Annotated in this window: 18 protein-coding genes; 12 read left to right on the top strand and 6 right to left on the bottom strand. The window is 70.3% G+C overall.

Annotated elements, in window-relative coordinates; translation table 11 throughout:
- Positions 1 to 12: 12 nt before the first annotated feature.
- From BST38_RS26790 to BST38_RS26775, 4 genes are all read right to left on the bottom strand, one after another.
- The gene (locus BST38_RS26790) at positions 13 to 2,556 is read right to left on the bottom strand and encodes a S8/S53 family peptidase (protein WP_110782012.1); all 2,544 of its coding nucleotides are present in this window, start codon (positions 2,554 to 2,556) and stop codon (positions 13 to 15) included.
- A gap of 81 nt (positions 2,557 to 2,637) precedes the next feature.
- A complete protein-coding gene (locus BST38_RS26785) occupies positions 2,638 to 3,369 on the bottom strand; it encodes a TVP38/TMEM64 family protein (RefSeq protein WP_083146564.1) in 732 nt (243 codons plus the stop codon).
- Between the two features lie 73 nt (positions 3,370 to 3,442).
- Positions 3,443 to 4,741: an MFS transporter gene (locus BST38_RS26780; protein ID WP_165761665.1), complete on the bottom strand. Its 1,299-nt coding sequence runs from the start codon at positions 4,739 to 4,741 to the stop codon at positions 3,443 to 3,445.
- A complete protein-coding gene (locus BST38_RS26775) occupies positions 4,738 to 5,568 on the bottom strand; it encodes a sulfurtransferase (RefSeq protein ID WP_083146562.1) in 831 nt (276 codons plus the stop codon). Before BST38_RS26775 ends, BST38_RS26780 begins: the two co-directional genes overlap by 4 nt.
- 222 nt (positions 5,569 to 5,790) lie before the next feature.
- On the opposite strand from BST38_RS26775, the gene BST38_RS26770 reads away from it, so the two are divergent.
- From BST38_RS26770 to BST38_RS26725, 10 genes are all read left to right on the top strand, one after another.
- Positions 5,791 to 6,648: a sulfurtransferase gene (locus tag BST38_RS26770; protein WP_165761664.1), complete on the top strand. Its 858-nt coding sequence runs from the start codon at positions 5,791 to 5,793 to the stop codon at positions 6,646 to 6,648.
- 53 nt (positions 6,649 to 6,701) lie between these two features.
- On the top strand, positions 6,702 to 8,102 hold the full coding sequence (locus BST38_RS26765) for an NtaA/DmoA family FMN-dependent monooxygenase (RefSeq protein ID WP_083146560.1): 1,401 nt from the start codon (positions 6,702 to 6,704) through the stop codon (positions 8,100 to 8,102).
- A gap of 19 nt (positions 8,103 to 8,121) precedes the next feature.
- On the top strand, positions 8,122 to 9,159 hold the full coding sequence (locus tag BST38_RS26760; protein ID WP_083146559.1) for an ABC transporter permease: 1,038 nt from the start codon (positions 8,122 to 8,124) through the stop codon (positions 9,157 to 9,159).
- Positions 9,159 to 10,031 carry an ABC transporter permease gene (locus BST38_RS26755; protein WP_083146558.1) on the top strand — a complete coding sequence of 291 codons (873 nt, stop codon included), beginning with the start codon at positions 9,159 to 9,161 and terminating at the stop codon, positions 10,029 to 10,031. Before BST38_RS26760 ends, BST38_RS26755 begins: the two co-directional genes overlap by 1 nt.
- Positions 10,028 to 11,680: a dipeptide ABC transporter ATP-binding protein gene (locus BST38_RS26750; RefSeq protein WP_083146557.1), complete on the top strand. Its 1,653-nt coding sequence runs from the start codon at positions 10,028 to 10,030 to the stop codon at positions 11,678 to 11,680. Before BST38_RS26755 ends, BST38_RS26750 begins: the two co-directional genes overlap by 4 nt.
- Before the next feature lie 138 nt (positions 11,681 to 11,818).
- Entirely contained in the window at positions 11,819 to 13,492 is a 1,674-nt protein-coding gene (locus BST38_RS26745) for an ABC transporter substrate-binding protein (protein WP_165761663.1), read from the top strand.
- The gene (locus tag BST38_RS26740; protein WP_083146555.1) at positions 13,476 to 14,447 is read left to right on the top strand and encodes an LLM class flavin-dependent oxidoreductase; all 972 of its coding nucleotides are present in this window, start codon (positions 13,476 to 13,478) and stop codon (positions 14,445 to 14,447) included. The genes BST38_RS26745 and BST38_RS26740 overlap by 17 nt, the downstream gene beginning before the upstream one ends.
- The gene (locus BST38_RS26735) at positions 14,431 to 15,789 is read left to right on the top strand and encodes an NtaA/DmoA family FMN-dependent monooxygenase (RefSeq protein ID WP_083146554.1); all 1,359 of its coding nucleotides are present in this window, start codon (positions 14,431 to 14,433) and stop codon (positions 15,787 to 15,789) included. Before BST38_RS26740 ends, BST38_RS26735 begins: the two co-directional genes overlap by 17 nt.
- Positions 15,786 to 17,084 carry an NtaA/DmoA family FMN-dependent monooxygenase gene (locus tag BST38_RS26730; protein WP_083146553.1) on the top strand — a complete coding sequence of 433 codons (1,299 nt, stop codon included), beginning with the start codon at positions 15,786 to 15,788 and terminating at the stop codon, positions 17,082 to 17,084. The genes BST38_RS26735 and BST38_RS26730 overlap by 4 nt, the downstream gene beginning before the upstream one ends.
- 1 nt (position 17,085) lies before the next feature.
- On the top strand, positions 17,086 to 18,429 hold the full coding sequence (locus tag BST38_RS26725) for an aminotransferase class I/II-fold pyridoxal phosphate-dependent enzyme (RefSeq protein WP_165761662.1): 1,344 nt from the start codon (positions 17,086 to 17,088) through the stop codon (positions 18,427 to 18,429).
- 6 nt (positions 18,430 to 18,435) lie between these two features.
- Here BST38_RS26725 and BST38_RS26720 read toward each other — a convergent pair whose 3' ends face one another.
- Both BST38_RS26720 and BST38_RS26715 read right to left on the bottom strand, forming a co-directional pair.
- Entirely contained in the window at positions 18,436 to 19,197 is a 762-nt protein-coding gene (locus BST38_RS26720; protein WP_083146551.1) for an SDR family NAD(P)-dependent oxidoreductase, read from the bottom strand.
- Positions 19,198 to 19,207: 10 nt separating this feature from the next.
- Positions 19,208 to 20,221: an acetamidase/formamidase family protein gene (locus BST38_RS26715; RefSeq protein ID WP_083146550.1), complete on the bottom strand. Its 1,014-nt coding sequence runs from the start codon at positions 20,219 to 20,221 to the stop codon at positions 19,208 to 19,210.
- An 88-nt stretch (positions 20,222 to 20,309) separates the two neighbouring features.
- Between BST38_RS26715 and BST38_RS26710 the strand changes: the two genes are divergently transcribed.
- Positions 20,310 to 20,741 (top strand): nitroreductase family deazaflavin-dependent oxidoreductase, encoded by a 432-nt coding sequence (locus BST38_RS26710; protein WP_083146587.1) that lies wholly within the window; start codon positions 20,310 to 20,312, stop codon positions 20,739 to 20,741.
- 81 nt (positions 20,742 to 20,822) lie between these two features.
- Positions 20,823 to 21,707, top strand: a complete 885-nt coding sequence (locus tag BST38_RS26705; protein ID WP_083146549.1) for a DUF4344 domain-containing metallopeptidase — start codon at positions 20,823 to 20,825, stop codon at positions 21,705 to 21,707.
- Positions 21,708 to 21,834 lie beyond the last annotated feature (127 nt).

Genomic DNA, 21,834 nt, shown 5'->3' with positions numbered 1-21,834 from the left:
CCGCCAATCTACCTACCCGCCGCGGCGGACCACCGGGGCGAGCAGGCGCAGGCCGTTGATGGCGATATCGGCAGGGCGGGTGAGGCGCACCGCGTACATGCCCGGCAGCAGCCCGTCGGTGGCGATATCGATGCGGCCGAACCCGTTCTGCTCACCGACGCCGACCACCCGCCCGTCACGGTGCAGCAGTTCGGCGGTGACGGGCAGGTCGGCCGCCGTCGCGGCGCCGACCGAGACGGACTCCCCGATCACGGTGCCCGCGGGGTCGGGCTCGGTGACCAACTCGACACCGAAGTGCACCAACGGTTCCGGGAACGGCAGCGGCCCGCTGTCGACCCACCACGGCGGCAGCACCTCGTAGGCGGGCAGGTCGGCGACGACGACCCGCGGATCGGCCATCATGCGCAGCCCGAGCCGGTAGCGGGTCTGCTCGGTGCCGGAGATCTTCAGGTAACAGTGCGTCCGCTCCGGCGGGGTCAGGGTGACGGCGGTCGTGACCTCGTGTACCTGGATCGGCCGCTGGAACTCGTCGAACAGGGCCGCGGTCAGCGGCTTGTCGGACGCGATGGTCACCGTCGGGATGCGCTTGCCGTCGTGCGCGGGAACGTGGAACTGGAAGTGGTCGCTGTCGACCACCGACGTGGCGGTGTTCGGGAAGACGGGGGCGACCACCACCCGCCGGTGCAGCGTGAGGCCGAAGGTGCCGGGCCCGTGCCCGACGGACAGGTCCAGCGGGCCGCGGGCGAACCGCAGCACGGTGGCGTCGTCGAAGGTGTTGTTCGACTCGAACCGGTCGGAGCGCAGCGGGACCGCGGTGTGCGACACCTCCAGGCGGTAGGCCGCCGACCCACGCGCCGAGACCCGGATCACGTAGTCGCCCTGCGGGATCACCCCGGACGCCCGGAGGGCACCGTCGCCCCGGATGACCGCCAGCCTGTCGGCGCCGTCGAAGTCGACGCGGTGCCCGCAGGAGTCCAGCAGGTCCAGCTCCAGATCGGCGATGCGGGCGTGGAAGTTAACGGTGATCGCCACCGCGCTGTAGTCGTCGAGCGAGAACGACCAGTGGTCGACGCCGCGGTCACTTCGCGCAATCGAGTACGTATCCGGCTGTGGGGCAAAGACACCCGGGCGGATCTGCGCCAGCGGGCGCGCCGAGGACGCGGTGGCGCCTGCGTCCGACGGGGCGGGCAGCTGCGCGGCGAGTGCGGCCTCGACCGCGGCGTAGGCGTCGAGTCCCGTGCCGACCCGGCCGTGCCCGCGCCACCCGGTGCGCAGCAGCAGCGTGCGCACCTCGGTGTTCGACAGCTCGGGCGCCACCGCGCGCATCATCGCCGCGGTCGCTGCCACCAGCGGCGCCGAGAACGAGGTGCCGTCGGCCGTCGCCCCGCGCGGCGAGTCCCCGTCGAGGCCCACCGGGACCCCGGTGCCCGGGGCCCAGATGGACACGGAGGAACCGTGATTCGACCACTGGGCGGCGGATTCGTCATCGGAGTCCAGCGCGCCGACGGTGATGACGCCCGGGGTGCGGGTGGCAGGCCGGACCCGCGCGTCGGGGAGTTTGCGGCCGTCGTTGCCCGCCGCGACGACCACCACGACGCCGCTGCGTTCGGCGAAGCGGAACGTGTTGACCCAGTCGGTGTCCGGGAACGACCAGAACTCCGACCACTCGCTGGTGGTGACCGTGAAGCTCATGTTCACCACATCCACACCCCATGCGGCACAGACCCGGATTCCACGCATCACCGACGCGATGTCGTCGAACCGCATCAGCAGCGGCCGGGCCACCGAACCGCCCGAGGCCGCGACACCGGCGATGTGGTGGCCGTGCCAGCCGCCGTTCTCGTCGCGTCCGCCGATGTCGCGGCTGTCGTCGGCGGCGTTGACCGCCAGCACGCCGGCGTCGGACGCGGCGACCCGGAAGCCGCGATCCATGATCGCCAGCGTCGTGAACGCGGGGTCACACCCGGCGAGCCGGTAGGAGTCCACGAGCTGGCCCGCGTCGGCGACACGTGAGCGACCCCCGAACATGCTCCGCTGCCCCGGGTCGCGCGGCAGCGCGGAGGACACGTCGGTCATCCGGTTCAGCCCGACCGACCCCTGGGGCACCTCCAGCGACGCGGCCGCGGCGGCGACGGCCGCGGCCATCGGGGACGAGAACGTCAAGCGCCCGGATGCCGGCGCGATCTGCTCCAGCGCCGCGGCCGCGTCCGGAACCTGCGGGGGCTCGCGGAACACGACCTTGACGCTGCGCGTCGCCACCCCGTCCGCCGGGCGGGACCGGCGCGGACGGCCCAGCTCGGCGGGCGGGTGCGGCAGCGGGCGGTCCGGTACCCGCGTCCCGCCCAGCTCGCGCACCAGGTATTCGACACCGTCGGGGTAGTCGGAGCTGACCAGCAACTCGTTCTCGACGAACAGTTCCGGTGCCGACCCGCCGCCCTCGACGTGCACCGCGCCCGCGCGCCTGCGGCCGCTCACCGACCGCTGATGGGCCGCCTTCGCGGCAAACGAGTACGGACGCACGACCTCGTCCGGGATCTGGTGGGGGAGCGAGACCATGACCGGGGTGACCTTTCACGGGGGATGTCCGTCCCGCGACGCTCGCACCGCCGGTCAACCGCCGCCACCGTAGTGCGCTACCTAGATTTGCGACCGGTGGTCATCTCCGGTGTCAGTGCGCTCCGGGTGGTCGCGCCCGGCCCGCCACCGGCGCCAGCCGCGGTGCGCAGCGAACGCGCCGGCCACCGCCGTCACGCACCACACCACCGCGGCCGTGACCGCCAGCGGTGCGGAGAACTCCCCGATCGACGAGCCCACCACGGTGTACACGAACGCGCGCGGCATGGACCCGATGAACGCACCCACGGCCATCTGCCACAGCGGGACACCGAACGCGCCGAACGCGTAGGACGCCAGCGAGTCGGAGATCCCCGGCACGAACCGCTGCCCGACGACCGCCCACAACCCGCCGCGGTCGATGAGCCGGTCGAGGCGATCCGAGCGCTCGGCGCCCAGCAGTGTCCGCGCGCTCTGCCTGCCCGCGCGCCTGCCGATGAACGCGGAGATCAGTGCGTTGCCGACCGTCGCCCCGAGCGTCACGAACGTGCCCAGCACCGGGCCGAACAGAAACCCGCTGCCCGCCGCGAGTAGCGGACCGGGCACCAGCAGTGCGCCCAGCACCGCCGAGACCACCACGTAGGTCAGCGGGGCCAGCGGTCCGGTCGACTCGATGACATCGCGCGCGGCCTCCACATCGATGACCCGCGCGACGGCGCTGAGGTAGAACAACAGCCCGAGCACCCCGACGACCAGCGCCAACCGTGCCAGCGCACGCCGCTTCGAGGGTTCCGGGACGCCGGTGGGCTCAGACATGTCGAGCGCAATCCTGCCCTACCGACGGGTTCGCGAAGCCCTACGGTTCGCGAAAGCTGCGGTTCGCGAAGAGCTACGGCGTCGGGTTGTCGCTGTCGTAATCCCGGAACGTCGGGGTGCGCCGGGCCAGCACCCAGATCGCGACGATCATCAGCAGACCCCCGGCCAGCAGCGGGCTCCAGATGAAGAACGCGCTCGCCACCGCTCCGGTGACGACGTCGCCGAGACGCGGCCCGCCGGTGACGATCAGCGTGTACATGCTCTGCACCCGGCCGCGGATATGGTCGGGCACCGCGGCCTGCAGCATCGCCATCCGGAAGATCGCGCCGACGTTGTCGACCGCGCCGGCGATCGCCAGCACCACCGCCAGCGCGGCGATCGCGGCGACGTTGGTGCCGTCGGGATGCGGACGCAGCGCCGCGACGGTGACCACGACGCCCGCCAGCACGACCATCACCGCGTAGATGTAGGTGACGATCAGGATCGCCTGCCCCTGCCTGCGGATCGAGCCCGTCCAGCCGGAGAAGAACGCCAGCAGCGCCGACCCGGCCGCACCGGCCGCCGACAGCACACCGACCGTGGTGACCCCGCCGCCCATCGTCACCGCGCCCAGCGCCGGGAACAGCACCCGCGGCTGCGCCAGCGCCATCGCGATCGCATCGAGGGTCAGGCTGAACCGCACGTTGCGGGCGCGCCGCAGGAACGCGGCGCCGTCGAGGACCGCGCGCACCGGATTCGCCTGTGTCGCTTCGACAGGCCGCAACGCGGGCAGCGTGAACACGCCGAGGAACGCCGCACAGTGCAGCACCACGTCGATCAGGTAGGCGGTGTGGAAGCCGCCGACGTTGACCGCACCGGCGGCCAGCATCGGGCCGACGGTCGCCATCAGCCCGAGGTTGATCCCGTTCAGCGCGCCGGCCGCGGGTAGCAGATGAGCCGGCAGCAGCCGCGGGATGACGGCCCGGCGGGTAATGCCGCCGACGGTGCCCGCGGCCGCATTGACCGTCGCGGCGGCATACAGCAGCCACAGTGAGGTGCCGCCCAACAGCGCATGCACCGCCAGCACCGCGATCGCGATCCACGAGATCACCGACGCGATCCACGCGACGCGGCGCCGGTCGAAGCGGTCGGCCAGGGTGCCGCCGTAGAGACCGGTGATGATGATCGGGCCCAGGCCGATACCGGCGATCAACGACACCGCGAACGTCGAGGACGTGATCGCGTAGACCTGCAGCGCGACGGTGACCACCGTCATCTCCTGCCCGATGCTGCCCAGCGCCGTGCCGATCCACAGCCGGGTGAACGCGCGGCTGGTCCGAAACGGTGTGACGTCGAGAAGCAGGCGGCGCTTACGTTCGGTGGGCGGCGTCACCGAACGAGCACACGGGACGGATCGGCGCTCCACTCCGACGCGGACCCGACGTAGAGACGCGCCCGAACCCCCAGAACCGACAGCACGAACACCTCGAGCGCGGCGGCCACCCCGGTGCCACAGTAGGCCGCGGGTTCGGCCCCGGCCGGGATGCCGAGCGCGGCGAAATGCTCCCGCAACTGGTCGTCGGGGAGCAGAAACCCTGCGGCGTCGAAGAATTCGGCCACCGGGACATTGCGCGCGCCGGGGATGTGCCCGGCGCCCGGGTCGGTCGGATGGGAGAACTTCGCCGCGGGCCGCGCGTCGAGCAGCAAGCCGCGTTCGGCGAACGACGGCACGTCGCCGACCTCGACGACCGGCAACCCGCCGGGGCGGATGACGAAGTCACCTTCCACCGGCGCGTCCACCGGACCCGTCTGCAGTTCGCCGGGCCATGCGGCGACGCCACCGTCGAGCAGGCGCACGCCGGCCACGCCCGCCCACGTCAACAGCCACCACGCCCGCGCCGGGGCGGGGGAGCGCGGCGCGCCGTAGACGACGACCGGGGTATCGGCGCCGATGCCCCACTGCCGCACCGTCTTCTCGAACTCGGCGGCGCCGGGCAGCGGCCGCTTGCCGTTGCGGCCGGTGCTCGCGCCGGCCAGATCGGCGTCGACGTCGACGAACTGCGCACCGGGCAGGTGCCCGGCGAGGTAGGCGTCGCGGTCGGCGTGGTCGGCAGGCATCACGTGCCGGACGTCGAGCACAACCGTCTCGGGCCGGTCGGCAAGCCACGACTGCAACTCCGCAGGCCCGATCAGGTGGGCGGAGCGGTCCGCCTCACTCATGGTGTGCTCCCTTGTGTCGTTGGTTCACGGAATATGTTTCATAACATAGGGATACAGCGGTGCCGTGGGTAAAACTACGGCTGAGGAAAACCCTCGGATATCTCGCGGCCGTAATTATTCTCGCGGCAAGAGAAATTATGGACTTCGTGCTGAGCAGCCCATTTAATGTGCTTGCACCTCAACGCATTTTGTATCAAAGCACTTTGTAACAAAAGGACGAACATGACCCTGATCACCACCAGTGTGGTCTCCGTCGAGGATCTCCGCGCGAGCCTGCACGACCCCGACCTCGCGGTGATCGAGGTGTACGCCAACACCCCCGGCGAACCCGTGATCCCCGGCGCGGCCGCCGTGTACTGGAAGGACCTCGCCTGGCATCCGCTGGAACGCGAACTGGCCACCGGAGAAGAACTGTCCCGGCGGCTGTTCGACCTCGGCGCCGGCCAGGGTTCCCGGATCGTGCTCGCCGGTGACCCGACCCAGTTCGCCGCGTACGTGCTGTGGACGCTGCGAGTGCGCGGCTATACCGACATCGGCTACCTCGACGGCGGCCTGGAAGCCTGGCACGCAGCCGGGCTGAGCACCGGCACCGCGGTCGAGCGCACGGCGCCGACCGCGCCGCTGCCGGTGCCCGAACCGACCGAGGAGCAGGAGCGGCTGCGCATCGGCCGCGACGACGTGCGCGCGCTGCTCGGCCGCGACGACGTCGTACTGCTCGACTACCGCACCCCCGAGGAGTACCGCGGCGCCCGCGTCAGCGGCCCGAACGCGCCGATCGACCACGGGGCGGAGCGGCACGGCCGCATCCCTGGGGCGAAGCACCTGTTCTTCCGGGACCTGCTCGACGAGCACGGCCGGCTGCGTGACCGCGCCGAGCTGCAACGCATCGTCGACGAAAAGCTCGCCGGCGCAGGGTCCTTGGCCGACAAGGCGGTGGTCGTCAACTACTGCCGCCTGTCGCACCGGTCCACGCTGGGCTGGATCGCGTTGTCGGAGGTGCTCGGCTACGACAACGTGCGCGTCTACGACGGCTCCTGGACCGAATGGGGAAGCATCGTCGGCTTCCCGGTCGAAAAGTAGTAGCAAAGCAGTAGCGAAGTAGTGGCGAAGTGACTTCACAGAAGAGGTACGACATGACATTCCCGCATGACTCGATCACCCTGAACCTCAACCTGATTCCCGGCGGAGTCTTTCCCGGCGCCTGGCGCGCCGGCAGTGGCGACGCCCGCCAGTACAGCAGCCTCGAGCACTACATCGAGTGCGCGAAGGTCGCCGAACGCGGCAAGTTCGACGCGGTGTTCCTGGCCGACACCCCGGTGTGGCGCTACCGCGGCGAGTACCGGCCGTTCCGCGGCCTGGACCCGACGCTGGCGTTCGCCGCCGTCGCGCAGCACACCAGCCACATCGGGTTGGTCGCGACCGGATCGAGCTCGTACAACTCCGCGTACAACCTGGCCCGGCGGATCTCCACCCTCGATCACATCTCCAACGGCCGCGCCGCGTGGAACATCGTGGCCACCAACGGCGACGACGTCGCCCGCAACTTCGGCCGCGAGCACGGGCTTGACCACGACACCCGCTACCAGCGGGCCCACGAATTCGTCGAGGCCGTCATCGCCTTGTGGGACGGCTGGGCCGACGACGCGTGGGTGGCCGACCGCGAGACCGGAACCTACGTCGACGAGGCGCGGATCCGGGCTGTCGACTATGTCGGTGAGTACGTCAACACCGCTGGGCCGCTGCCGCTTCCGCGTTCCCCACAGGGACATCCCGTGCTGGTGCAGGCCGGATCCTCCCCGGACGGCATCGGGCTGGCGTCCCGGTTCGCCGACGCCGTCTACACCGTGCAGCCGACCATCGAGGGCGCGATCGCGTTCCGCAACACCGTCCGCGACCGTGCCGCGGACTGGGGCCGGGATCCCGACACCGTCCGGGTGTTGCCCGGCCTGATCACCCTCGTCGCGCCCACCGAAGCCGAAGCCCGCAAGCGGGAGATCGAACTGCGCGAACTGCACACCGAGCGCTTCGCGATCAACGCACTGGCGCTGCAGGTCGGTGTCCCGGTCGAGGCACTGGAGCTGGACAAGGAACTGCCCTGGGACCTGGTACCCGCCGACGGTGAACTCGGCGCGCAGGGCGGGCATTTCGCGGCGCTGATCAGCACCGCCCGCCGGGAGAAGTTCACGGTGCGCCAGATCCTGGCCCGCCAGGGCGGCGGCCTGACCCACGTCACCGCGATCGGTACCCCCGAGCAGGTCGCCGACCAGATCGAGACCTGGGTGCAGGCCGGTGCCGCCGACGGCTTCAACGTCATGTCCGCCCAACTCCCCGACGTCGCAGTCGAATTCGTCGACCACGTGGTGCCGCTGCTGCAGCGCAAGGGTCTGTTCCGCACCGAGTACCCGGGCACGACGCTGCGCGACACCCTCGGCCTGGAGCGCCCGGCCGACGGCTTCGAGGACCATGTGCCGGTCAAGCGGATCCACTCCGCGGGTGGGACGGGAAAGGTACGGCAGGAGGCAGCGTTCGGCTGATGCCGACGCACACCGTCTGATGACCGTCCTCGAGACCTCACCCACGAGTCCGCCCGGCGCCGACGCCGCGGTGGCGCAGGACGCCGCGCGCGTCCCACCGCCCCGCGACGCCGGCCGCTGGGCCGGTGTCGCCTACCAACTCCGCTACATCGCGGAGAAGCTGTTCGCGGCGGTGGTGGTGCTGTGGCTGGCGGCCACGACGGCGTTTGTCGCGGTGCACCTGTCCCCGGGCGATCCGGTCACGCTGCTGATGGGTGAGTTCGACACCCCGCAGTTGCGGGCCACCATCGAAGCGCAATGGGGCCTGGACAAGTCGCTGCTGGTGCAGTACTTCGACTTCCTGACCCGGCTGGTGCAGGGCGACTTCGGCATGTCCTACGTCCAGCGCGTGCCGGTCGCCGACATCCTGTTCAGCCACCGGTTGGTCGCCAGTGCCCAACTCACCGGTGCCGCAACGCTGATCGCCGTCGTGGTCGCGCTGGCGCTGTCGGTGACCACGGCGGGCCGCAAGGGTATCGGGACGCGGATCGCCTACCTCGGCGAGCTCACCTTCGCGTCCATCCCGACCTTCTGGCTCGGCATCGTGTTCATCACCGTGCTGTCGTTCCAGCTGGGGCTGCTACCGGTGGTCGGCGGGTCGAAGCTGGAGAACCTGATCCTGCCCAGCCTGACACTCGGGCTGCCGCTGGCCGCGGTGCTGTCCCAGGTGCTGCGCGAAGGGATCGAGAAATCCCTCGAACAGCCCTATGCCGTCACCGCTTTGGCACGCGGTATCTCCCCGTGGCAGCTCAAGATCCGGCACGGGCTGCGCCACGCGCTGATCCCGGCGGCCACGCTGGCCGGCTGGTCGGTCGGCGGCATGCTCACCGGCACCGTGATCGTCGAGCAGGTGTTCGGCAGGCCCGGGATCGGGCAGGCCACCGTCGTCGCGGTGACCCGACAGGACGTGCCGGTGGTGCTGGGCATCACGCTGCTGGCCGTCACGCTGTACGTCGCGGTCAACACCGTCGTCGACATCGTCTACCTGTGGATCGACCCGAGACTGAGGGTGCGCTGATGGCCTCGATTCCCAGAACCACTTCCGCATTCCCGGGCCGCTCGCTGTCCTCGGGTCTGGCCGGTTTCCGCGACACCGCCCTGCTGATCGCCGCGTCGATCCTGGCGCTGCTGGTGATCGCGGTGCTGTTCCCCGGGCTGTTCACCGGGCGCGACCCGCTGGCCAGCAACATGTCGAACGCGTTGGCCGCGCCCAGCTTCGAGCACATCTTCGGCACCGACCACCTGGGCCGCGACGTGTGGTCACGGGTGGTGCACGGGGCCCGCTACTCGATCCTGATCGGGGTGGCCTCCACCGCGCTGGCGGTGGTGATCGGTGTGCTGCTCGGCCTGATCGCCGGAGTCTCGCACCGCCGCGTCGACGAGGCGATCTCGCGGGTGTTCGACGCCGTCGGCGCGTTCCCCGATCTGCTGTTCGCGTTGATGCTGATCACGCTGATCGGCCCCGGCACCGGAAACGTCATCGCGGCCATCGCGATCGCGTCGGCGCCCCGGTACGGCCGCGTGGTGCGCGCCGAGACGCTGAGGGTCCGCGAATCGGATTACGTCGTACAGTCCCGGCTCGCGATAGCGTCGGCGACCCGGCGCACGTTCCGGCACGTGCTGCCCAACGCGCTCGGCACGGTGCCGGTGCTGGCCACCCTCGGGATCGGGACCGCGATCATCGGCGCGGCCGGGCTGAGCTTCCTCGGGTTCGGGCCGACTCCGCCGCTGCCGGAATGGGGTTCGATGCTCTCCGACGCCCGGCAGGATCTGCGCATCGCCTGGTGGGTCGGCTTCTTCCCGGGTCTGTTCATCACCATCACGGTGGTCAGCGTGTCGATCGCGGGACGAAACCTGCAGCGCCGTTTCGAGCGGAGGGCACAGTCGTGACCCTCGCCGCCTCCGACATCGTCACCCCGCCGCGGGGCCGCACCGGCGACGTCCTCGTCGAGGTCGCCGGCCTGACCGTGTCGTTCGACAGTGTGCGCGCCGCCGACGGCGCCGCGCTGCCGGTGGTGTCCGACGTCGACTTCACCCTGCGCCGTGGCCGCGTGCTCGCGATCGTCGGTGAGTCCGGCTCCGGCAAGTCGGTGACCGCGCGCACCCTGGTCGGGCTGGCCGGCGCGGGAAGCCGCATCGAGGCCACCACCCTGGACATCCACGGCGCCGACGCCCGCGGATACCGGGACAAGGACTGGCGCAGGGTGCGCGGCGCGCAGATCGGTTTCGTGCTGCAGGACGCGCTCACCTCGCTGGACCCGCTGCGCACCGTGCAGGCCGAAGTGGCCGAGGCGCTGCGGGTGCCGCGCCGCGAACGCGTCGCCGCCGTCGAGGAACTGCTCGACTCGGTCGGCATCCCGGACCCGCCGTACCGGCGCAAAAACTATCCGCATCAGCTCTCCGGCGGGCTGCGCCAGCGCGCGCTGATCGCGTCGGCGCTGGCCGGGCACCCCGACGTGCTGATCGCCGACGAACCGACCACCGCGCTGGACGTGACCGTGCAGGCCCGCATCCTCGCGCTGCTGCGCACCCTGGCCGACGACGGCCGCGCGGTGCTGCTGATCAGCCACGACCTGGCCGTGGTGTCGCGGGTCGCCGACGACGTGATCGTGATGCACAACGGCCGCGTCGTCGAACGCGGCCAGGTGGCCGACGTGATCGGGAATCCGCAGCACGACTACACCCGCCGTCTGGTCGCCGCCGTCCCCGGCCGCGACACCCGCGGTCGCCGGCTCAGCGATCCGGAAGCGCCCGCGCCGCAACCCGTCCCGATAGGACCGCAGGTCGTCGCCGACATCGCCGGCGTCGGCAAGTTCTACCGGCAGGGGCGTCGCAGCGTGTTCACCGCCGCCGCCGACGTGACGTTCGCCATCCGCCGCGCCGAGATCGTCGGTCTGGTCGGGGAATCCGGGTCCGGCAAGTCCACCGTCGCGCGGATCGTGACCGGGCTGCTCACCCCCGACGCCGGACACGTCGAGATCGACGGACGGCGCTGGACCGGCCGCCGCGGGCACGAGGGGCCGCGCCTGGGCGCGGTGCAACTCGTCGCGCAGGATTCCGTCGGCTCATTCGACCCGCGCTACACGGTGCGCGAGATCATCGCCGAGACAGTCGCTCTCGGACACCACGGCCGCGCCGAACGCGACGCCCGGATCCGCGAGCTTCTCGATCTGGTACACCTGCCTGCCGGCGTCATCGACCGGCATCCCCGCTCGCTGTCCGGTGGTCAGCGCCAACGGGTGTCGATCGCACGGGCCCTCGGCTCGGACCCGGACCTGCTGGTCTGCGACGAGGCGGTGTCCGCGCTGGACGTGTCCATCCAGACGCAGATCCTCGACCTGCTGCTGGAGATCCGTGCCGCGCGAAACACCGCGCTGCTGTTCATCTCCCATGACATCGGTGTGGTGCACCACGTCGCCGACCGGGTGCTGGTGATGCACCGCGGTCGCGTCGTCGAGGAGGGCACCGCCGACGAGGTGTTCGACACCCCGCGTGACCCGTACACGCAGGCCCTGCTCAAGGCGGTGCCGACACTGTGAGCGAGCGAACGATGAGGCCCCAGTGACTTGTCTGCACTCCTGTTCCTGTTGCGCCTGAGCGCAATTCAGCCCCTTCGAGAATCCTTCGACCACCCGGCGGCACACGGTGTGCTGCCCCCTTCAGAAATGGAACTGGACATGTCCCGTTGGAGAACCCCCGTGAACCCGGTGTTGCGCTGGGTCGTGCTCGCCGTGGCCGCGCTGCTGGCGCTGACCGCGTGCGGCAGCGAAACGACGAGTGGCGGCGGAAACGGTGAGCCGGTGCACGGCGGCACCCTGACCGTCGCGCAGGGCGAGTACCCCGAAGAGGGGCTGAACCCGCACGTGCGCGGCTGCTGCGTCGAGGTGCAGGTGCTGCGCAACGCGTTCGACAGCCTCGTCGCGATCGACTACGACGAGTCGATCCACCCGTGGCTGGCCGAGAAGTGGGACCGCTCGCCCGACGGGCTGGTCTACACGTTCACGCTGCGCAAGGACGTGAAATTCCACGACGGTGAGCCGTTCAACGCCGCGGCGGTGAAGGCGAACTTCGACAAGATCACCACCGAGAAGGAGTACGCGCCGTCGACGGCGAAGAGCACCTTCCAGAACCTGGTGGCCACCGAGGTCGTCGACGAGTACACGGTGCGCACCGTGCTGTCCGAGCCGACCGCGAACTGGCTGAACACGTTGGCCTCGATCCAGGGCGCGCAGATCTCGCCGAAGTCGCTGCAGAACCCGGACGCCGCCGCAGGCGGTGTCGGCATCGCCGGCACCGGGCCGTTCGTCTTGAGCGAGGTGGTCGAGGGCGCCGAGCTGCGGTTCACCCGCAACGACGACTACACGTGGCCGTCGGCGCTGGCCAAGCACGCCGGCCCGGCCTACCTCGACGAGATCGTGGTCAAGATCATCCCTGAGCCGAATGTACGTGCGGGCCTGCTGAGTTCGCGGGAGGTCGATGCGATCGCACAGGTCGCGCCTGCAGACATCGACCAGTTCGACGGTGTCGAGGGTTTCCAGTTCGAGTGGAAGCCGTCCAACGTGTCGCCGTACTCGCTGTACTTCAACGTCACCGGCGACAACACCAAGGATGTGCGGGTCCGGCGTGCGCTGCGCGAGGCCGTGGACCTGAACCCGATCATCGACACCGTGCTGCAGGGCAGCTCGGACCGCGCGTGGAGCATCGTCGGGCCGCAGAGCCCGTTCTACGACGCCAAGTTCGAGAACGCCTACGGCGGCAACATCGAGGAGGCCAACAGGCTGCTCGACGAGGCCGGCTGGACCGGCCGCGACAGCGACGGCTACCGCACCAACGCCGCCGGGCACCGTCTCACCGTCCGGGTCATCGCGACCGAGCCGAAGCCGCCGCTGTCCACCGTGCTGGAGGCTTACCAGGCCGAGCTGCGCACCAACGCCGGCGTCGAGGTCGACCTGCAGTTCCGCGACGAGGGCACCGTCGACGTGGTCCGTGAGACCAATGCCTACGAGGCGTTCCCGCGCGCGGTCGGCGGCGTCGACATCGGCGTGGTGCTGGAGAAGATCTACGAGACCGGCGGCGCGATCAACGGCCCGAAGCTGGAGGACCCGCAGGTCGACGGCTGGCTGGCCGACGGGCGCACCGCGCTGGAGCAGGACGACCGCAAGGCCGCCTACGACAAGGTCGCCCAGTTCGCGCTGATCGACGAGGTCACCACGCTGCCGCTCTACACCGAGCGCTACAACGCGGCGGCGACCAGCCGGGTGCACGAGATCGAGCGGTGGCTCGACGCGCCGCGCGGCATGGTGAACTTCTACGCCTACGACACCTGGCTCGGCGATGACACCGCGTCGTAGCGGCGGGTTGCCGGACTTCGGGATCTTCTTCCGGCTCAACGACACCGACGCTGACCCGGTCCGGCAGTACCACGACGGGCTCGATCTGATCGAGCACGCCGAGCAGCTGGGGTTGTCGACCGCGTGGATCACCTCGCATCACTTCCGGTCCGACAAGGGCACCATCGCGTCGCCACTGGTGTTCCTCGCCGCGGCGAGCCAGCGCACGAGCACCATCAAGCTCGGCGCCGGCGTCGTCGTGATCACGCTGGAGAACCCGATCCGGGTGGCCGAGGATGCGGTGATCGCCGATGCGCTCTCGGGTGGCCGGTTGCAGCTCGGTCTGGGTTCGGGGCTGGAGGACTGGGCGTTCGGGCCGTTCGGCGTCGACTGGGACGACCGGTTGCGGGTGTACGCCGACAAGGTGGCGCACCTGCGCAGGATCCTGGGCGGGGTCGATCTCGGCGGTGGGCGCCGGCTGTATCCGCCGGCCGGGACGCTGCCGCAGCGGTTGTGGCGGGTGGCCAGCGATCCGGAGCACGCCCGCGAGATCGGCCGGGTCGGCGACAACCTGTTGCTGCGCTCGTCGAAAGCGCTGAACTACCAGGGCAACCTGGCCCGGCACAGCGAGGCGATCGACGCGTTCCGGTCGGAGGCCGGTGAGCACCAGCGCATCGCGGCGTCACGGTCGGTCATCGTCGCCGAGACGACCGCCGAGGCGCGAAAGCTGGCCGGGCAGCACGCCATCGACGTGCATGTCCGTAACGGTGACGGGGAACCGTGGTTCGGCGACCCCGAACTGGTGCGTGAGCGGTTGCGCAACGATCCCGAGCTCGACTACGTCGACGAGGTGCTGCTTCAGGTCGCGCCGGCGAAGCTGACGCTGGCGCAGTGGAAATCGAGCCTGTCGCTGACGGTGTCGGAAGTGCTGGATCCGGTGCGCAGGGAGGGACGGCAGTATGCCCGGACCTCGTGACCGTGCCCTCGGCAACCAGGGCCTGATCCTCAACCTGAACCTGCTTCCCGGCGGGACGGCGAAGGGATCGTGGCGGCTCGACGACCGCGACCCGTCGTGGTTCGTGTCGCACCACCACTACGTGGAGGCCGCCCAACTCGCCGAGCGCGGAAAGTTCCAGGCGGTGTTCCTCGCCGACACCCCGGCGTGGGACGACGCGTACTGGCACCACCCGTGGCGGGCCCTGACCCCGTTCATCGCGCTGACCGCGATCGCCGGGCGCACCGAGCGGATCGGCCTGATCGGGACCGCGTCGACGTCCTACAACGACCCGTACAACCTGGCCCGCCAGGTCGCATCGCTGGACCTGGTCAGCGACGGCCGGGCAGCGTGGAACTACGTTGTCACCGCCGGGGACCGGCCCGCCCGCAACTTCTCTGCCGCACAGGCGGATCCGAAGGACGAGCGCTACGCGCGCGCCGAGGAGTTCGTCGACGCCGTGCTGACGCTGTGGGAGGCGTGGGAACCGGACCCGATCGCCGGGGACAAAGCCACCGGCGACTACCTTCGGCCGGGCGCGATCCGGCCCGCCGCAGTCGCCGGTGAGCGCATCCAGGTCGCCGGGGAGCCGCTGGTGCCACCGTCACGGCAGGGCAGGCCGCTGCTGGTGCAGGCGGGCGCATCCGAACGCGGTACCGCGCTGGCGGCCCGCACCGCCGACGCGGTGTACACCCACCAGACCGAGCTCGGCGCCGGTGTCACCTACCGGAACCTGTTGCGCGGCAGGGCAGCCGACGCCGGTCGTGATCCGGACACGATGAAGGTGCTGCCCGGCTTCTTCGTCGTGCTCGGCGACACCGAAGCGGCCGCACAGCGGCGGCACCACGAGCTGACCGAGGCGACCCCGGATGCGACCCGGCTGTCGTTCTTCGCCCGCCAGCTCGGCATCCCGGTATCGGAGTTCCACATGGATCGTCCGCTACCGTTGCACCTGATCGCCGACGCCGAGATCAGCCGCAGCGCGGCCAGCGAGCTGGACCGGCTGCTGGACGCCGCGGCCCGCGACAACCTGACCGCTCGCGAGGTCCTGGCGTTGCGCCGCAACGGAACCCAGCATGTGTCGGTGATCGGCACCCCGGAGCAGGTGGCCGACACCATCACCGAGTGGTACCTGGCCGGCGCCGCCGACGGGTTCAACCTGCACGTCGCCAGCTCACCGGGTGTGCTCGCCGACTTCGTCGACCACGTGGTGCCGCTGCTACAGGTCCGCGGTGTGTTCCATGAGGACTACGAGGGCACTACGCTGCGCGAGCACTACGGGCTCGCACCGCACCGGCTGGGCGCGGGTGTGTTGAGCCGATGACGCGAAGCCTGCGGTTGGTGGCGTCCGGTGAGTACGCGTTCGGGCCGATCGCCCGCTGGCGCGACCCGGACGTCACCCCGGCCGACATCGCCGACCTCGACCAGCACGCCGCGTGGGCGAACTGGGCCGAGGACGCCGGGTTCGACGCGCTGTTCTATGCCGACTTCCTCGGTTTCGACCCGGTGCGCCAGCTCAGCCCGCGGCTGCCGTTCGACCCGACGACCCTGGTCACCGCGCTGGTCGCGCGCACCCGTCACATCGGATTCATCACCACCGGGTCCACCACCTTCGGCGCGCCGTTCCACCAGGCCCGCACGCTGGCGTCACTGGACCGGCTCAGCGGCGGGCGGGTGGCCTGGAACGTCGTCACGTCGTTCACCGGGGAGGGCAACTTCGGGCTGGAACAGCTGCCGTCGCCGACGCAGCGGTACGCGCGGGCCCAGGAGTTCCTCGACGTCGTCGACGCGCTGTGGGCCAGCTTTCCGGAGTCCGCGATCGTCGACGACAAGGCCGCCGGGCGCTACCTCGACGTGTCCCGGGTGCACGCCATCGACCATGCCGGGGAACACTTCTCGGTCAGCGGACCGCTGGACAAGCCGGGGCCGGCGCGGCGACCGGTGCTGGTGCAGGCAGGTGCGTCCCCTGAAGGTATCGCGTTCGCCGCGCGCAACGCCGACGTGGTGTTCGTCGCCGCACCCGATCTGGAGCAGGGGATCGATTTCGCAACGCGGCTGCGCGCCGAGGTCGCCGCGGCCGGTCGCGCCCCCGACGAGGTACTGGTCATGCCCGGGTTCCGCGCATTCCTCGGTGCCGACGCCGCCGACGCCCGCCGAGTGCGCTCCCGCCACGTCACCCCGGATCTGCTGGAGAAGGCCCGCCGTGCCGTGCTGCGTGAGTCTGACCGCTTCCAGTTCGCCAACCTCGCACTGGACGAATCGATCCCGGCGTCACACCTCCCGACCGACGCAGACCTGGCGGCCTCGGCCGGACGCCGAAGCCGCGCCCAGATCTACCTGAACTGGGCCCGCGAACCCGGTGTCACGCTGCGCGAGGTGCTGGAACGGATTGCGTTGGAGCACGGGCATTTCGCGCTGACCGCATCACCGCAGGCCGTCGCCGACGAACTGGAGCGGTGGTTCGTCGCCGGCGCCGCCGACGGATTCATGATCGGTTACGGATCGGGGATCGCGCAGTTCGCCGACCAGGTGATGCCGCTGCTCGCCGAGCGGGGGCTGTGGAAACCGGCCACCGACCACGACCTGCGCAGCAGGCTTGCTCTGCCGGAGCGGGGCTGACGTGTCCGAGCAGGTCGACGCCGTCTGGCTGGCACAGCGGCTGCGGGCCACGTCGTCGAAAGACCTGGGACACGGGCTGACCCGGCTCATCGACGGAGGGGAGCTACGCCCCGGATCCCACCTGCCGACGATCCGGGACTTCGCCCGCGCCGCCGGGGTCAGCCCCGGCACCGTGATGACCGCGTGGAGCCGGGTCCGCGACAGCGGGCGGCTGCACACCCGGCGCCGCGGCGGCACCGTCGTCGCCGACCTGAACCGGCCACTGCCCAGCCGCGAGCCCGTGGACTGGCCCGCCGTCGAGCTCGCACTGGTGACCCCCGACCCGGCGCTGCAACCCGACCTGACCGTCGCGGTGGCCGAGAGCCTGGGTGCGACAGCAGATCTGCACAATCCCGAGCGTGCGTACATCACCGACCGGTTGCGGCGCGCCGTCGAGGCCAGCTGGCCGTTTGCCGCACAGGGATGGAACTGCGTGGGCGGCGGCACCGAAGCGGTGGTGCTCGCGACCGCGGCGGCGGCGTCCGGCGGGCCCGTCGGCGTCGAAGAACCGGTCAGCCCGGGCTATCTCGACATCCTGCGCCAACTCGGCATCGAGGCGTTCGGCATCCGCGCCGACGACCAGGGCCCGACCGTGGAATCCGTCTCCGCCGCGATCCGCCGCGGCGCCACCGCGCTGGTGCTGCAACCCAGCGGCGCCTACGCGATGACCGGTGCGCTGACCGCGGCCCGCGCACGGGAACTGGCCGAGATCGTCGGCACCGGCGCCTGGGTGGTCGAAGACGACAGCGCCGGCCCGCTGGCGTCCGGTGAACCGGCCACGCTGGGACACCACCTGCCCGACCGGGTGCTGCGGATCCGCAGCTACTGCAAGGCGTTCGGCATCGACCTGCGCACCGCCGTGCTGGGCGGCAGCGCCGACCTGATCGAACGCACCGTACGGCTGCGCAGCTTCGGGATGGCGTCCAACAGCCGCATCCTGCAGAACGCGTTGGCCCACCTGATCGACGACCCCGACGTCGGGCTCGCGACGGCCCGCACCCGCAGCCGCTACCGGCTGCGGCGGCAGTCCGCGCTCGATGCGTTCACCGCCGTCGGACTGCGGGCCACCGCCAGCCCGGACGGCTTCGTCGTCTGGGTCCGGGTGCCCGACGAGACCTCGGCATTGATCAACCTCGCGCGGCAGGGGATCGTCGCCGCTGCCGGTGCCAGATCCTTCGTCAACGAAACCGAAGGGCTGCTGCGGTTCTCGATCCTGCAACTACCCGAGGATCCCGGCCGGATCGCCGACCTGGCCACCGCGGTACGCGCGGCGGTGCACTCCGCCGACCGCGAGTACTTCGACTGAGCCTCGCTAGAACTGCACGCCGCGGGTGAGCGCGCCGTCGACGAGCAGATTGGTCCCGGTGATGAAGCTGGCCGCCGAACTGGACAGGAACACCACCGCGTTGGCCACCTCCTGGGGCGTGGCCATCCGGCCGGTCGGGTTGAGCGCGAGCGCCGCGGCGAACAGCTGCGGGTCGTTCTCCTCGATCGACGGCCACACCCCGCCCGGGAAGTACGTGTTACCAGGGCTGACGGAGTTGGCGCGCACCCCCTGCGCGGCGAGTTTGAAGGCCAGCCCCTGGGTGTAATGGATGATCGCGGCCTTCATCGTGCCGTAGGGACCCGCGGCGAAGTCGACCTCGCGGCCGGACACACTCGAGACCGTCACAATCGATCCCGCATCGGACTCCAGCAGGTAGGGCAGCGCCGCGTCGACCATGCTCACCGTGCCCATCAGATCGACCTCGAAGGTGGTGCGCCAGTTCTCGTGGGTCTCCGGGATGGCCAGCGCGCTGACGTTGGACACCACCCCGTCGAGGCCGCTGAACATGCCGGCCGCCGCGTTCACCCACGCTTCCACCGCCGCGGCGTCACCGACATCGACCGCGGCGCCCACTGCGGTCGCGCCGCCGGCCTTCAACTGCGCTTGCACCTGCTCGACGTCCTCCGGGGTGCGCGCGCAGAACGCGACCGAGGCGCCCTCGGCGAGCAGCCCCTCGACGATCGCGCGTCCGATGCCGCGGGTGCCGCCGCTGACGACGAAGCGCTTGCCGGCAAGTCCGAGATCCATACCTGTCTCCTCAGTAGTTGATGGTGCCCAGTGCGGCTGCAGCAGAGCGCAATTCGGAGTGCAGACCGCCGTAGGCGGGTGCCGGCGGCAGCAGCCGCTTGTCGATCTTGGTGACGGTGCTGTAGTTGGTGTCGACGACGTTGGCGATCGGGCACAGCGAGATCTGGGTCAGCAGCTGGTACGCGTCGTACCGGTCGAGGCCGTACAGCTCGCCGAGCCAGGTGATCATCTCGACCTGACTCGCCCGCCACGCCTCCTCCATCGGGCGGCCTGAGCCGATGCACATCAGGTGGGTGTCGGTCTCCAGCCGGGGCCACGCCGATGTGCCGCCCTTGATCAGGTCGACGATCGCGGTGACGTGCATCGCGCCCTCGACCGCGGTCCCGCACGACTCGCCCTCGCCCTGGCGGTAGTGCCCGTCCCCGAGCGAGAACAGCGCTCCCGGGACGTTGACGTGCAGATAACACGTTGCGCCCGCGGCCATCTCGGGGGTGTCCATGTTGCCGCCGAAGATGTCGGGCACCAGCGAGGTACGGACCTCCCGCCGGTCGGGTGCGACGCCGATGGTGCCGAGCATCGGGTTGGACGGCAGTGCGACGCTGAACTCGCTGCCGTGCGCGTTGAACGCCAATGTTTTTGCTGCGGAATCATATTCGTAGATCCAGGTGCGTTCCGGCAGGGCGTCCTGCAGCGTCGGGCTGACCGGCACACTGGTCAGGCCGCCGAAGAACGGGATCAGCGTGGACGCGCCCCACGTGCGTGCCGGTGTCAGATCGACCAGGTGGACGGCCAGGGTGTCGCCGGGTTCGGCGCCCTCGACATAGAACGGACCGGTCTGCGGGTTCAGGTCCGGGGTGTCGAGCACCGCGGACGCGACGTCGGCCGCGCTGGTGATCCGTCCGCCGTAGGCGTCCTCGGCCCACAGCGTCAGCACCGTCTGCGGTTTGATCCGCATCACCGGCTCCGCCCCGCCGAACGTGTACCGGAACTGCTCAGGCGTCGGGATGAAGGTGACGTGCTCCATCCCGCCATCCTCGTCCGGACCCGGCGGGCGCGCAGCGCGGTTGTGAAATTGGGGGTGCGGAACCGCCGGCGGGGGCACCATGGAGGTCATGGCTGACGAGGCGCGGGCCGGCGAACGGGATTTCAACCAGCGCACCATCGACGAGTTCCGGGCCAACGGCGGCAAGGTCGGCGGCCAGTTCGAGGGATTCCCGCTGCTGTTGCTGACCGCCATCGGCGCCAAGAGCGGGCAACCACGGACCACCCCGACCGGGTATTTCGACATCGACGGCCACGTCTACATCGTGGGCTCCTCGGCTGGGCGGGACCGAGACCCGGCGTGGGCGTTCAACATTCGCGCGCACCCGGAGGTCACCGTCGAGATCGGCGCGGATCCGCCGAAGAACGCGACCGCGCGGGAGCTGCCCCGCGACGAGCGGGACAGCGTCTATCCGCGCATCGTCGAGCGAGCACCGGGGTTCGGTGAGTACGAGAAGCGCACCGACCGGGTCATCCCGATCTTCGAGCTCGTGCTGTCCTGAACGAAAACTGCGAAGTCGCGCCGCTCGCCACAGAAATCTGCTTCCGTGTCAATAGGCGTTCGCAGCAAAGGGGCAGAGCCTATGCGTACACGGATGTTACCGCTGCTGGCGGCCGGTCTCCTCGTCGTTGCATGCGCAAGCACCCAGGAACAGCAAGCCGACACCCCTGACCCTCCGGACGCCTCGGAGTCGGCGGAGGCCGAACCCGCGAAGGGCAAGGTCGACCCGGAGCAGGTTCCGGAGGCACCGCCGGACGCGGGCGGCACGATGATCGCGAGCTACCAGGACACCCAGAGCCCGGACGCGCTTCGCGGCAAGGAACTCCTGGAGGACGACCACGCGCTTGAGGACATGGCCGACGACATCAACCAGACGCTGAACCTGCCCTACGACATCCCGCTGCTGGGGGCGCAGTGCGACCAGGCCAACGCGTTCTGGAGCCCGAGCGACAAGACCATCACCATCTGCTACGAGGACACCTCCAACAGCGAGCGGATCTTCACCGAAGCAGGCGACGCGGACGCGACCACGTCGGCGATCAACGCCGAATGGGCGACGTTCTATCACGAGGTCGGACACATGGCGATCACCGTCTACGACCTCCCGGTGACGGGCCGCGAGGAGGACGTCGCCGACCAGTTGGCCGCCTACATCCTGCTGACCCCCGGTGATGACGGCCAGGTCGACCCGGAGTCGGTGCAGGCGATCACGGATTTCGCGCGCGTGTTCGCCGCCAGCGGCGAGGCCAACCCCGAGATCGACAACGGTGCCATGGCCGACGTGCACTCGCTGGACATGCAGCGCGTGTACAACCTGGTGTGCTGGATCTACGGCTCCAACCCGGACACCTTCGCCGACCTGGTCACCAACGGGGTCATACCCGAGGACCGTGCGGTGGGCTGTCAGGACGAATGGCAGCAGCTCGACCAGGCCTGGTCGACTCTGTTGGACCCGTACTTCAAGTAGTCAGCGCGACACCTTCGCCCCGCGAGATATCGCCCAGGGTTGTGCCCGGGGCCCGATCTGGGACCCGGAATGATATTTCGCGGTCAGCCCGCGGGGGCCGGGGCGGGCTGACCGCGAAATATCATTC

It is taken from the genome of Mycolicibacterium parafortuitum (genome assembly GCF_002086815.1).
GTDB classification, from domain to species: domain Bacteria; phylum Actinomycetota; class Actinomycetes; order Mycobacteriales; family Mycobacteriaceae; genus Mycobacterium; species Mycobacterium parafortuitum.
The sequence above is the reverse complement of the archived record's forward strand: the minus strand, read 5'-3'. Positions and strand labels throughout refer to the sequence as shown.

Coding starts and splice junctions, on each gene's coding strand:
- BST38_RS26710 (WP_083146587.1), top strand. CDS start 20,310: ATGGCTGACGAGGCGCGGGCCGGCGAACGGGATTTCAACCAGCGCACC.
- BST38_RS26705 (WP_083146549.1), top strand. CDS start 20,823: ATGCGTACACGGATGTTACCGCTGCTGGCGGCCGGTCTCCTCGTCGTT.
- BST38_RS26735 (WP_083146554.1), top strand. CDS start 14,431: ATGCCCGGACCTCGTGACCGTGCCCTCGGCAACCAGGGCCTGATCCTC.
- BST38_RS26730 (WP_083146553.1), top strand. CDS start 15,786: ATGACGCGAAGCCTGCGGTTGGTGGCGTCCGGTGAGTACGCGTTCGGG.
- BST38_RS26775 (WP_083146562.1), bottom strand. CDS start 5,568: ATGAGTGAGGCGGACCGCTCCGCCCACCTGATCGGGCCTGCGGAGTTG.
- BST38_RS26715 (WP_083146550.1), bottom strand. CDS start 20,221: ATGGAGCACGTCACCTTCATCCCGACGCCTGAGCAGTTCCGGTACACG.
- BST38_RS26755 (WP_083146558.1), top strand. CDS start 9,159: ATGGCCTCGATTCCCAGAACCACTTCCGCATTCCCGGGCCGCTCGCTG.
- BST38_RS26785 (WP_083146564.1), bottom strand. CDS start 3,369: ATGTCTGAGCCCACCGGCGTCCCGGAACCCTCGAAGCGGCGTGCGCTG.
- BST38_RS26765 (WP_083146560.1), top strand. CDS start 6,702: ATGACATTCCCGCATGACTCGATCACCCTGAACCTCAACCTGATTCCC.
- BST38_RS26745 (WP_165761663.1), top strand. CDS start 11,819: ATGTCCCGTTGGAGAACCCCCGTGAACCCGGTGTTGCGCTGGGTCGTG.
- BST38_RS26790 (WP_110782012.1), bottom strand. CDS start 2,556: ATGGTCTCGCTCCCCCACCAGATCCCGGACGAGGTCGTGCGTCCGTAC.
- BST38_RS26760 (WP_083146559.1), top strand. CDS start 8,122: ATGACCGTCCTCGAGACCTCACCCACGAGTCCGCCCGGCGCCGACGCC.
- BST38_RS26740 (WP_083146555.1), top strand. CDS start 13,476: ATGACACCGCGTCGTAGCGGCGGGTTGCCGGACTTCGGGATCTTCTTC.
- BST38_RS26720 (WP_083146551.1), bottom strand. CDS start 19,197: ATGGATCTCGGACTTGCCGGCAAGCGCTTCGTCGTCAGCGGCGGCACC.
- BST38_RS26770 (WP_165761664.1), top strand. CDS start 5,791: ATGACCCTGATCACCACCAGTGTGGTCTCCGTCGAGGATCTCCGCGCG.